The sequence below is a fragment of the Chromobacterium amazonense genome (assembly GCF_001855565.1).
GTDB lineage: Bacteria > Pseudomonadota > Gammaproteobacteria > Burkholderiales > Chromobacteriaceae > Chromobacterium > Chromobacterium amazonense.
The window spans coordinates 54538-65356 of the sequence record NZ_MKCR01000011.1 but is presented as its reverse complement, the minus strand read 5'-3'; the positions used below and the strand labels follow the sequence as shown (position 1 = coordinate 65356).

The following is a 10819-nucleotide window of genomic DNA, read 5'->3' as shown; positions in this document are numbered from 1 at the left end:
CCACCATCGCCGGCCGGCTATGGTGCGGCTATTCCTGTCCGCAGACGGTGTACACCGAGATCATGCTGTGGATAGAGCAATGGGTGGAGGGCGACCGCAACAAACGGATGAAGCTGGACGCCGCGCCCATGAGCTTGAACAAGCTCAGGCTCAAATCCACCAAGCACTTCCTGATGCTCGCCTTCTCGCTGTGGACCGGTTTCACCCTGGTGGGCTATTTCACGCCGATACGCAGCCTGGTGGCCGCGCTTCCGACTTTCGGCTATGGCCCGTGGGAAACGTTCTGGATGTTCTTCTACGGTGGTTTCACCTATCTGTTCGCCGGCTTCATGCGCGAGCAGGTGTGCAAGTACATGTGCCCCTACGCCCGCTTCCAGAGCGTGATGTTCGACGCCGACACGCTGATCATTTCTTATGACGAGGCCCGAGGCGAACCGCGCGGCGCGCGCAAAAAAGGCGCCGATCCGAAGGAGCAGGGGCTGGGCGACTGCATCAACTGCAGCATCTGCGTGCAGGTGTGCCCGGTGGGCATCGACATCCGCAACGGCTTGCAATACGAATGCATAGGATGCGCCGCCTGCATCGACGCCTGCGACGACGTCATGGACAAGATGGGCTATCCGCGCGGACTGATACGCTACACCACGGAAAACGCGCTGGAAGGCAAATATCCGGAAAAGGCCATTGCCTCTCGGCTGAAGCGCCCGCGCGTGGTGCTGTACAGCCTGGTGCTGCTCATCGTATTCTGCGCCGCGGTCACCTCGCTGGCCCTGCGCAAGCCCTTCAAGGTAGACATCATCCGCGACCGCGCCTCGCTGGTGCGCGAAACCGAAGACGGCTGGCTGGAAAACAGCTACATCATCAAGATCATCAATACCACGGAACAAAATCAGCGCTTCGCCATCACAGCCAATGGCCTTCCCGGCATTAAGGTTAAAGCGGAGCAGCCTGAAACTCTGGTACGGGCTACGGAAACCGAATCGATTACCGTGCAGGTGCAAGCCGACCCGCAATACGCGACCAAGGGCAGCCACGAAATCCATTTCGTGATCCAGTCGCTCAACAACCCCGCCCTGCGCGTGGAAGAAAAATCCAGCTTCATTGGAGAATAAACGCATGCAGCACACCGCCCAACACCCCGCCCGCCCCTGGTACAAGGAGCCCTGGCCCTGGATCCTGTTCGGCCTGCCGGCGGTGTCCGTGGTCGTCGGCATCTTCTTCCTGATGGCCGCGATCAAGTCCGACGACGGCCTGGTCACCGACGACTACTACAAGAAGGGCAAGGCGATCAATATGGAGCTGCGCCGCGACAAGGCTGCCGCCCAGATGGGCCTGTCCGCCCAGCTGATGTTAGGCAGCGACGGCCGCAGCCTGCGCCTGGTCACCGCCAGCAAGGTCAAGCTGCCTGACACTCTGTCGCTGCGCATGGTTCACCCGGCGCAGGATGACTTCGACCAAAGCGCCGAAATGACCATGGCCGGACCCAATCTGTACCAGGGCATCCTGGCCCAGCCGCTTGTCACCGCCAACCACTGGTATGTGCTGGTGGAGGACCACGACAAGAAATGGCGCATCCAGGGCGAGTGGAAAACCGCCCAAGGCCCGATGGTGCAGCTGGGCCAACCCCAGCTGGAGCCGGCGGAACACTGAGTCCAACCGTCCAGGAACGCCAACGGCCCGCCGCGCGGGCCGTTTTGCATGCGCCGTCTCACGGCGCCATGCTCAAATGAGCAGATCGGAATGGTAGCGCAGCCAGTAGGCCTCGCGGCAGGCATTGTCGAAACTCTTGCTCATCGGTTCAATGCCCGGCGATTCGCCCAAGGCCATCACTTCGTAAGTGATCCAGCACTCGGAGCAGGCCTGCTCGCTGGGATAATCGTCCACCTCGATGCCGCGGCGGATGACTACGCCGTTGTCGAAGCGGTAATCGCGCTGCCGCAAAGTCACTTCGCAATCGGCCTCGCGCCAGCGCTCGCTCCGCTCCTCGCGCCCGATAATCCGTTCCGTCCCGGTCCCGCCCATAATGGCGCGGGCATAGGCGGCCAAGGGTTCCAGTGGATCGGGCTTCATGCCGGCTCCTTGCGGATATCGGCCAGCAACGGCTTGGCCAGACGCAGGTAATCGTCGCTGTCCAGCACCATGGAAGCATCCAGCCTGCCGGCATTGAACGCGATCTCGCGATAGCGCGCGAGCAACTGCGGGTCCACCACCAGGCGGATGGCGGGATCGAAACTGAACGGCGGGATGGCGCCGATCACGCAGCCAGTGGCCGCTTCGGCATCCACCGCGTCCGCCAGCCTGACCTTGCGCACGCCGACGGCGGCTGCCACCTTGGCGAAGTCCACCCGCTCGTCGCCGGGCAGCACGGCCAGCACAAACTGGCCGGCCTCATCCGCCAGCCGGCACAGCATGGCCTTAGCGCCCTGCCCCACCTCGGTGCCGCGAATCTCCGCCACCTTGTGCGAATTACCTTCGGCAGCGTGTTCCATCACGCGGAAGCGGGCATCGCCATCCGCGAGCATTCGATGCAAACGCTGAAACATCACGCCTCCCGCTTGTAAACAACATTCTCATCCAAGGAAATGCCGCCACTGCGTGACAAAAACAAGCCCTCAGCGCGTTTCCCAAAGGCAAAATGCACGCCAGGCTGGGCAGTCAAACAAGCCGCGCCGAGGGATCAAGCACGCATCCCGCCTTGAATACGGGATTCAGGGATGCCTACACCGGCCGCAATCGCGCCATGAAGTGACGCAGTATGGGCGGCTCGTATTCAAACGTCAGGCCCCTGACCGCTCCAGCGCGCTTTTTCACCTCGATCAGGCAGTCGGCGATATAGTCCATGTGGTCGTTGGTGTAGACCCGCCGCGGTATCGTCAGTCGCATCAGCTCGAACGGCGATGGCTCCTGCTTGCCGGTTTGCGGATTGCGGCCCAGCAGCAGCGAGCCGATTTCCACCGCCCGCACCCCGCCTTCCAGATACAGTTCGCAAGCCAGCGCATGCGCCGGAAACTGCTCGGCGGGAATGTGCGACAACAGCAGCCGCGCATCGACGAACACCGCGTGGCCGCCGGTAGGCGTCTGAATCGGCACCTCGCCCTCGCGCAGCCGCTCGCCCAGATACGCCACCTGGCCGATGCGATAACTGAGGAAGGCATCGTCCAGCCCTTCCTTCAGACCTATCGCCAGCGCCTCCATGTCGCGCCCGGCCAGGCCGCCATAGGTGACGAAGCCGTCCATCGGCACACAGTTGACCTGTACCGCGCGGAACAGCGCTTCGTCGTCCTTGAAGCAGCACAGGCCGCCGATATTGACCAGGCCGTCCTTCTTGGCCGACATGGTGAACATGTCGCCGCAATCGAACATCTCGCGCACGATGGACGCGATGGACGCGCCGGCGTAGGCCGGATCGCGCTGGCGGATGAACCAGGCGTTCTCGGCGAAGCGGGCCGCGTCTATCACCACGGGAATGCCATGCGCACGCGCCAGTTCGCTGACCGCGCGGATATTGCCCATGGACACCGGCTGGCCGCCGGCGCTGTTGCAAGTGATGGTGATGATGACGGCGGCGACGTTGTCGCCTTCCGCCGCCACGATCTCGCGCAGCCGCGGCAGGTCGAAATCGCCCTTCCAGTCATAAGCGGTGCCGGTGTCCAGCGCCTGCGGCGTCAGCGCGTTGACGGCGCGCGCGCCGGCCAGCTCGACATGCGCCTTGGTGGTGTCGAAGTGATAGTTGGACAGGAATACCGGCCGCTGCCCGCGGCAGCGCTTCACTAGCTCCGGAAACAGAATCTGTTCCGCGCCGCGCCCCTGATGAGTGGGAATGGTGTGCGCATAGCCGAACACTTCGCGCACCGTATCGGCCAGGTGGTGGAAATTGCGGCTGCCGGCATAGGCCTCGTCGCCCATCATCAGGCCGGCCCACTGGCGGTCGGACATCGCGCCGGTGCCGCTGTCGGTCAACAGATCGATATAGACATCCTCGGCCTTCAACAGGAAGGGGTTCCATCCGGCCTGCTGCAGCGCTTGGCGGCGGTCTTCGGCGGTGGTTTGGCGGATCGTCTCCACCATTTTGATGCGGAACGGTTCAGGAATGCGTCGTGCCATGATGCGTCTCCTCGCGGCGCGCCGCCGAGCGGCGCATGGTCGCGCGCGATCGCGGCTGGCGGGCCGTCTTGCGTTTTTAGCAAAGGGGTAAAAGCAGGAACGGAGAGGCTTCAGGCGTGCGGAAAATCGAACGTCAGGATGATATCGAGCGTGTACCAGTTGGGGCGCGGGCCATCGTGGAAGGTCTGCGCCAGGCAAGTTGTGATCTTCATCGCCATACCTTGCGTGAGCAGTGGAATCATGGGCGCAAGCCCACAATGACCATAGCGTCATCCCATATGGATGGCAATCACAGACTGTTTGCAGTGTGACTATCAAACAACACGCAATGTATACAATCTTCAATGAGCAAAATGCATAAAACTCATGAATACCAAGAAAATGGCCCAGTAAAAAACATCACAAAAACAAAGTCAATGCTCTAAATATTACATGGTAATTACATTTTTCCTAAAAAAATTTTCACATCTCAACATTTACTCGATATGATCATGCGCTGCCTACAAAATACATAGGCACTCAATAAAAAACAAAAAACATCGCTTGTTGCTGGTGATGTCTCAAGTCACTCGAAGGAAACCCTTATGTCTACACAATCGCATCCCAAGGGGCTGTATCTGCTCTTTGTGACGGAGATGTGGGAGCGCTTCAGCTACTACGGCATGCGCGCCATCTTCACCTTGTACATGATCAAGGCCCTGCTGTTCGACAAGGCCCACGCGTCTGACATTTACGGCACTTATACCGGCCTGGTGTACCTGACGCCGCTGGTGGGCGGCTACATCGCCGACCGTTACTGGGGCAACCGCCGCTCCATTCTGGCCGGCGGCGTGCTGATGGCCCTCGGCCAGTTCATGCTGTTCTTCTCCGGCTCCTTGCACGAAACCAACGTCGCCGCCGCCTCCTGGCTGCTGTACGGCGGCCTGGGCATGCTGATTGCCGGCAACGGCCTGTTCAAGCCGAACATCTCGTCCATGGTGGGCCAGTTGTATGCACCGGGCGACAAGCGCGTGGACTCCGCCTTCACCATCTTCTACATGGGCATCAATGCCGGCTCGCTGTTCGCGCCTCTGGTCTGCGGCACGCTGGGCGACACCGGCAATCCGGCGGACTTCAAGTGGGGCTTCATGGCCGCCGGCTGCGGCATGCTGCTGTCGCTGGTCGTCTTCAGCCTGTTCAAGAACAAGTATCTGGTGACGCCGGAAGGCAAGCCGATCGGCATGGCGCCGAAGCGCCACCACGACAGCGGCGAGAAAGTGGTGCACGCGCCGCTGACCAGCGTGGAAAAGCAGCGTCTGGCCGTGATCCTGATCGTGTCGGCCTTCGTGATCTTCTTCTGGTCCGCCTTTGAGCAGGCCGGCGCCTCGCTGACCTTCTTCGCCGAAGAGCAGACCAACCGCAACCTGCTGGGCTACACCGTGCCGGCCTCGTTCTTCCAGTCGATCAATCCGATCTCGGTGGTGCTGTTCGCGCCTATCTTCGCCTGGATCTGGACCAAGCTGGGCAACAAGGGCATGGAGCCGTCGTCTCCGGCCAAGATGGCCCTCGGCTTGTTCTTCCTGGCCGTCGGCTACTTGGTGATCGCCTTCGGCGTGGATGGCCTGGCGCCGGGCGTCAAGGTCAGCATGCTGTGGCTGGTCAGCCTGTACATGCTGCACACCTTCGGCGAGCTGAGCCTGTCGCCTATCGGCCTGTCGCTGGTGGTGAAACTGTCTCCGGCCCGCTTCACCAGCCTGATGATGGGCATCTGGTTCCTGTCCAATGCCGCCGCCAACAAGTTTGCCGGCACGCTGTCCGAGCTGTATCCGGACCCGGCCAAACCGGTGCCGCACTTCCTGGGTTACGCAGTCAACAATCTGCATGACTTCTTCATGCTGTTCGTGTTCATGGCCGGCGCCAGCTCGCTGATCCTGTTCGCGCTGTCCAGCGTGCTGAAGAAGATGATGCACGGCCGCCAGTAAGCGGCGCGCGCCTTCGCTTCAACGCCACCTCCGGGTGGCGTTTTGCATTCCGGCGCGGGGAAGACGGCGAGCCCGCTCTGTGATAGCCTTGCGCCGAATCGATTCTCTTTGATCCTGAATGAAATCCGCTGCGACTCCGTCCTGGCAAAAGGCTGCCGGTTATGCGCTTCTGGCGCTGTTATTGATCCGTCTGGCCGCGCTGTGGGCCATCCCGCTCACCGACACCACCGAGGCGCGCTACGCCGAAATCGCCCGCAAGATGCTGGAAACCGGCAACTGGGTGACGCCGCTGCACGACTACGGCGTGCCGTTCTGGGCCAAGCCGCCGCTGTCCACCTGGCTGTCCGCGGCCAGCATGGGTCTGTTCGGCGTCAATGAATTCGCCGCCCGCATGCCGGCCCTGCTGCTGGCTCTCGCCACGCTTTGGCTGACAGTCGACCTGATGCGCCGCCGCGCCGGCCGCGACGCCGCCCTGGCCGCCGCGCTGATGCTGGGCGGCGGGCTGCTGTTCTACGGCGCCGCCGGCACGGTGATGACCGATCCCTCGCTGCTGTTCTGCGTCGCGCTGAGCCAGGTGGCCTTCTGGCATGCGATGAACGGCGGCGGCCCGCTGTGGCGCTACGCCTTCTTCGCCGGCCTGGGGCTGGGCTTGCTGGCCAAGGGGCCGCTGGACGTGGTGCTGGTGGGCATGCCGATTTTCTTCTGGGTGCTGATCCGCAACGAGTGGAAGCGGCTGTGGACCGAGCTGCCATGGATTTCCGGCACGCTGCTCGCCGCCGCCATCGCCCTGCCCTGGTATGCCTGGGCGGAAATCCGCACGCCGGGCTTCCTCAACTACTTCATCATGGGCGAGCACGTCAGCCGCTTCCTCGACTCCGGCTGGAAGGGCGACAAGTACGGCTTCGCCCACGCCACGCCGCGCGGCATGATCTGGCCCTACGCGCTGGGCGCGCTGTTCCCATGGTCCCTCGCCATGCTGGCCTGGCTGGCCGGCCGCGCCCGCCGCTTGCCGGCCATCGTCCGCGCCGGCGAAAACGACGGCTGGCTGCTGTATCTCTCGCTGTGGTCCGTGATGACGCTGCTGTTCTTCACCATGTCCGGCAACATCATCTTCCCGTACTCCCTGCCGATGCTGCCCGGCGCGGCCTTGCTGATGGCTGAGCTATGGCGGCGCGACCTGAACGCCCGCTCCGGCCGCGCCCTGCCCTGGCTGGCGCTGGCCTCAGGCATCTTGGTGCTGGCGGCCATCGGCTTGCAGCGCTATGACGGCGCCCAATACTTCCGCACGCAGAAACCGGTGATCTCCGCCTGGCAGGCTCAACAGCCGCAGGCCGGCGCCATGCTGTTCTACTGGGACAGCCGCCGCGAGTTTTCGGCGGAGTTTTATAGCCAGGGCAAGGTGCGCACCACCGCCAATCCGCATGCGATCACCGCCTTGCTGGCGGCCCATCCCGGCAGCTGGATCGTGACCGAGCAGCGCGATTTCGCCAGCCTGCCGCCCGCAATCGCCGCCGGCTACGTCCGCGCGGCGGAGTTTCCGGTAATGAAGGACCGCATGCTGCTGCTGCGGCCCGCAGCCGGCCACTGATTCCGGACAGAACCATGACCGATACCCGCAACCACGGCTTCACTCCGCCCTATCTGCTGGCGCTGCGCGCCGCCGAGCGCCCGGCCGACCCGCTGGTCAGCTGCATCATCCCGGCTTACAACGAATCCGAAAACATCGTGCCTATGCTGGAGACGCTGCACCGCTTGCTGACGCAGCAAGGCCTGCGCCATGAGCTGGTGGTGGTGGACGATGGCAGCCGCGACGACACCGTGCCCAAGGTGCTGCAGGCCAGCCAGCGCTTGCCGGTGACGCTGATCCAGCTGTCGCGCAACTTCGGCAAGGAGATCGCGCTGACCGCCGGCATCGACCACATCCAGGGCGACGTGGCGGTGCTGATTGACGGCGACTTCCAGCATCCGCCGGAAATGGTGCCGGTGTTTCTGGACAAATGGCGCGAAGGCTACGACATGGTGTACAGCGTGCGCGCCAACCGCGACAACGAAACCCTGGCCAAGCGCGCCTTCACCCGCGTGTTCTACGCGCTCTTGAACACCGGCGCGCCGCTTAAGATCCCGGAGAACACCCAGGACTTCCGCGTGCTGGACCGCTGCATTCTGGACGCGCTGCGCCAGATGCCGGAACGCAATCGCTTCATGAAGGGCCTGTACAACTGGGTGGGCTTCACCCAGTTGGCGCTGGAAACGCAAACGCAGGAGCGCCGCGCCGGCAAAAGCAGCTTCAATTTCCGCAATTTGCTGGGCCTGGGCCTGACCGGCCTGACCGCCTTCTCCAATATGCCGCTGCGCATCTGGACGCTGGTCGGCTTCTTCATCTCGCTGCTGTCCATAGGCTACGCGCTGTGGGAACTCTTGCACACGCTGCTGTTCGGCAACCCGGTCAGCGGCTGGCCGACCCTGGCCGTCGCCGTCACCTTCCTGGGCGGCGTGCAGCTGCTGTCCATCGGCATCCTGGGCGAGTACGTCGGCCGCATCTTCAATGAAGTGAAGGGCCGTCCCACCTACCTGATCAGCCGGGTCCACAAACGGGAAGACGATCAGGCATGACGCGGCAACTGTTCTGGTTCGGGGTGGTGGGGGTCTCCGCCATGCTGCTGCATTTCGCCCTGGTGACGCTGGCGCTGGTGCCGCTGGGCGTGGCGCCGCTCGTCGCCAATGTGCTGGGCTTCCTCGGCGCGTTCCAGATCAGCTACTGGGGCCATCGCCGCTTCACTTTCGAAGCGGGCCATGTGCCGCATCGCCAGGCGTTGCCGCGCTTCTTCGGCGTGTCCTGCCTCAGCTTCTGCGTCAACGAGGCGCTGTACTTCCTGCTGCTGCGCTACGCGCCGCTGGATTACCGCGCCTCGCTGGCCATCGTGCTGTTCGCGGTGGCGGTATTGACTTTCGCGCTGGGCAAACTGTGGGCTTTCGCTGCGGCGCCACATACAAATTAATGCCGTGACAAAATTGCTTCGTAAACTTTTGTCAAAGCCGCAAGTCATACCGTCCATGACGAAACGATTGACTCTCTGCGCCGATGACTTCGCCCAGTCCGGCAGCATCAGCGCCGGCATCCTGCAACTGATCGACGCCGGGCGCCTGTCCGCCACCAGCGTGCTCAGCCAGTCGCCGCACTGGCCGGAACTTGCTGGCGAGCTCAAGGCGCGGGCGGACCGGATCGATGTCGGCCTGCATTTCAACCTCACGCATGCGTTTGGCGCGCCGGCCAAGCCGCTGTCGCATTGGCTGATGAAAAGCCAGCTGCGCCAGCTGTCGCAACCAGCGCTGCGCGATGAGATGCTGGCCCAGATCGACCGCTTTGCCGAGCACTTCGGCCGTCTGCCGGACTTCGTCGACGGCCATCAGCATGTGCATGCGCTGCCGGTCATCCGCGACGCGCTGTTCGACGCCATACAGCACCGCTGGCCGGAAGACAAGCTGCCGTATCTGCGCGCCCCGGACAAGCTGGGCCATCCCGGCGACAACCGGCTCAAGTCATTGATTTTACGCAGCGTCTGCACCAATTTCGACGAACAGGCGCAACAGCGAGGCTTCGCCACCACGCCGTGGTTTGGCGGCATGTATTCGCTGACGCCGCAGGCCGACTTTGCCGGTCTGATGCAATCCTGGCTGGCGCGCAGCCCCAATCACGCCCTGATCATGTGCCACCCGGGCCTGCCGGGCCATGACGCCGACGATCCGATCGCCGCCTGCCGCAGCCGTGAATACGATTGTCTAGCCAGCGATGCCTTCGCCGAGCTATGCCAGCGCAATCGGATCAGCCTGACCCGCTTTCAGCCGGAAACCGTCGCCCCCTGATCCGGGTGTTTACGCGCCCGGCCAAGGTTGCGACCACGGCTCGCCCAGCTGCGCCAGCAAGGCGCGGCAGGCATCGCCGGTGAACCATTCGCCGCAGCCAGGCGGCTGGATAAAGGCAAAACGTTCCCCATCCAGCTCAAAGCGCAAGGCGTAGGCATGCAGATAGCCGCGGTCGGCCGGCGTCCCGCCGTACAATTCATCGCCGAGTATCGGCGCGCCTAGCGATTTCATCGCCACCCTCAGCTGGTGCGTCTTTCCCGTGCGCGGCCGCAGCAAAAACAGCCGGACCCCTGGCTGCAGGGAGTGGCTGAAGCACTGCGTCACCGCCGGATTGGCCTGCGTCGGCGCCAGGCGCCACGCGCCGCCGCGCCCCTTGACCATATCCCCGCTGATCCTCCCCTGCTTCTTGGCCGGCTTGCGGTCCGACAAGGCCAGGTAGTACTTCTCCACCTCCCGCTCCGCCAGCGCCTCGCCCAGCGCGCGCGCCACTTCCGCGGAACGCGCCACCAGGATCAGCCCCGACGTGATGCGATCCAGCCGGTGCACCGGCCACAGCGCCTCGTCGCCCAGCCCGGCCCGCAGCGCCTCCATCAGCCCCGGCGCATCGCCATCGCGATGGAAGCTGACGCCGGGATGCTTGTCCAGCAGGTAGAAACGAGAATCGGTATGGATCAGGGTGTACATGGCAACGCCCAGGCGCATGAAAGCGCGCATTCTATACCAGACTTGCCCGCTGTCATTAGCTCAGCCAACGCTCCACCTGTTGATGAATGACAAAAAAATTATGAAAAGGTTGATTTGTCCCGTATTGCATCTTGCCAATGATCAATAAATAAATATCATGTCATAACAAGCAGAAAATGCCCTTCCTTGGCAGAGGAGAGGCATGT

11 protein-coding genes are annotated in these 10819 nt (G+C 63.0%); 7 read left to right on the top strand and 4 right to left on the bottom strand.

Features of this window, described 5'->3' with window-relative positions; genetic code table 11:
* Both ccoG and BI343_RS07335 read left to right on the top strand, forming a co-directional pair.
* Window positions 1–1112, top strand: a 1112-nt coding sequence (gene ccoG, locus BI343_RS07340) for a cytochrome c oxidase accessory protein CcoG (RefSeq protein ID WP_071109229.1), incomplete at its 5' end; no start/stop codon positions are given.
* A gap of 4 nt (window positions 1113–1116) precedes the next feature.
* Window positions 1117–1650, top strand: a complete 534-nt coding sequence (locus BI343_RS07335; RefSeq protein WP_071109228.1) for a FixH family protein — start codon at window positions 1117–1119, stop codon at window positions 1648–1650.
* 72 nt (window positions 1651–1722) lie between these two features.
* Here BI343_RS07335 and BI343_RS07330 read toward each other — a convergent pair whose 3' ends face one another.
* The 3 genes from BI343_RS07330 to BI343_RS07320 form a co-directional block, all read right to left on the bottom strand.
* The gene (locus BI343_RS07330) at window positions 1723–2070 is read right to left on the bottom strand and encodes a hypothetical protein (protein WP_083340859.1); all 348 of its coding nucleotides are present in this window, start codon (window positions 2068–2070) and stop codon (window positions 1723–1725) included.
* Window positions 2067–2543, bottom strand: coding sequence for a YbaK/prolyl-tRNA synthetase associated domain-containing protein (locus tag BI343_RS07325; protein ID WP_071109227.1), 477 nt, complete (start codon window positions 2541–2543; stop codon window positions 2067–2069). Before BI343_RS07325 ends, BI343_RS07330 begins: the two co-directional genes overlap by 4 nt.
* A 175-nt stretch (window positions 2544–2718) precedes the next feature.
* Window positions 2719–4104: a tryptophanase gene (locus tag BI343_RS07320; RefSeq protein ID WP_071109226.1), complete on the bottom strand. Its 1386-nt coding sequence runs from the start codon at window positions 4102–4104 to the stop codon at window positions 2719–2721.
* A gap of 584 nt (window positions 4105–4688) precedes the next feature.
* Here BI343_RS07320 and BI343_RS07315 point away from each other — a divergent pair.
* The 5 genes from BI343_RS07315 to BI343_RS07295 all read left to right on the top strand — a co-directional run bounded on the left by BI343_RS07315 (window position 4689) and on the right by BI343_RS07295 (window position 9929).
* Entirely contained in the window at window positions 4689–6065 is a 1377-nt protein-coding gene (locus BI343_RS07315) for a peptide MFS transporter (RefSeq protein WP_043620627.1), read from the top strand.
* Between the two features lie 118 nt (window positions 6066–6183).
* Window positions 6184–7653: an ArnT family glycosyltransferase gene (locus tag BI343_RS07310; protein WP_071109225.1), complete on the top strand. Its 1470-nt coding sequence runs from the start codon at window positions 6184–6186 to the stop codon at window positions 7651–7653.
* 14 nt (window positions 7654–7667) lie between these two features.
* Window positions 7668–8678, top strand: coding sequence for a glycosyltransferase family 2 protein (locus tag BI343_RS07305; RefSeq protein ID WP_071109224.1), 1011 nt, complete (start codon window positions 7668–7670; stop codon window positions 8676–8678).
* Window positions 8675–9064 (top strand): GtrA family protein, encoded by a 390-nt coding sequence (locus BI343_RS07300; RefSeq protein ID WP_043620637.1) that lies wholly within the window; start codon window positions 8675–8677, stop codon window positions 9062–9064. Before BI343_RS07305 ends, BI343_RS07300 begins: the two co-directional genes overlap by 4 nt.
* 55 nt (window positions 9065–9119) lie before the next feature.
* Window positions 9120–9929, top strand: a complete 810-nt coding sequence (locus BI343_RS07295; RefSeq protein WP_071109223.1) for a ChbG/HpnK family deacetylase — start codon at window positions 9120–9122, stop codon at window positions 9927–9929.
* Between the two features lie 9 nt (window positions 9930–9938).
* On the opposite strand, the gene BI343_RS07290 is transcribed toward BI343_RS07295, so the two are convergent.
* Window positions 9939–10613 carry a TIGR01621 family pseudouridine synthase gene (locus BI343_RS07290; protein WP_071109235.1) on the bottom strand — a complete coding sequence of 225 codons (675 nt, stop codon included), beginning with the start codon at window positions 10611–10613 and terminating at the stop codon, window positions 9939–9941.
* Between the last annotated feature and the right edge of the window lie 206 nt (window positions 10614–10819).

What these genes read in the sequence shown, in the direction of transcription:
- BI343_RS07335 (WP_071109228.1), top strand. Translation starts at nt 1,117, where the DNA reads ATGCAGCACACCGCCCAACACCCCGCCCGCCCCTGGTACAAGGAGCCC.
- BI343_RS07330 (WP_083340859.1), bottom strand. Translation starts at nt 2,070, where the DNA reads ATGAAGCCCGATCCACTGGAACCCTTGGCCGCCTATGCCCGCGCCATT.
- BI343_RS07325 (WP_071109227.1), bottom strand. Translation starts at nt 2,543, where the DNA reads ATGTTTCAGCGTTTGCATCGAATGCTCGCGGATGGCGATGCCCGCTTC.
- BI343_RS07320 (WP_071109226.1), bottom strand. Translation starts at nt 4,104, where the DNA reads ATGGCACGACGCATTCCTGAACCGTTCCGCATCAAAATGGTGGAGACG.
- BI343_RS07315 (WP_043620627.1), top strand. Translation starts at nt 4,689, where the DNA reads ATGTCTACACAATCGCATCCCAAGGGGCTGTATCTGCTCTTTGTGACG.
- BI343_RS07310 (WP_071109225.1), top strand. Translation starts at nt 6,184, where the DNA reads ATGAAATCCGCTGCGACTCCGTCCTGGCAAAAGGCTGCCGGTTATGCG.
- BI343_RS07305 (WP_071109224.1), top strand. Translation starts at nt 7,668, where the DNA reads ATGACCGATACCCGCAACCACGGCTTCACTCCGCCCTATCTGCTGGCG.
- BI343_RS07300 (WP_043620637.1), top strand. Translation starts at nt 8,675, where the DNA reads ATGACGCGGCAACTGTTCTGGTTCGGGGTGGTGGGGGTCTCCGCCATG.
- BI343_RS07295 (WP_071109223.1), top strand. Translation starts at nt 9,120, where the DNA reads ATGACGAAACGATTGACTCTCTGCGCCGATGACTTCGCCCAGTCCGGC.
- BI343_RS07290 (WP_071109235.1), bottom strand. Translation starts at nt 10,613, where the DNA reads ATGTACACCCTGATCCATACCGATTCTCGTTTCTACCTGCTGGACAAG.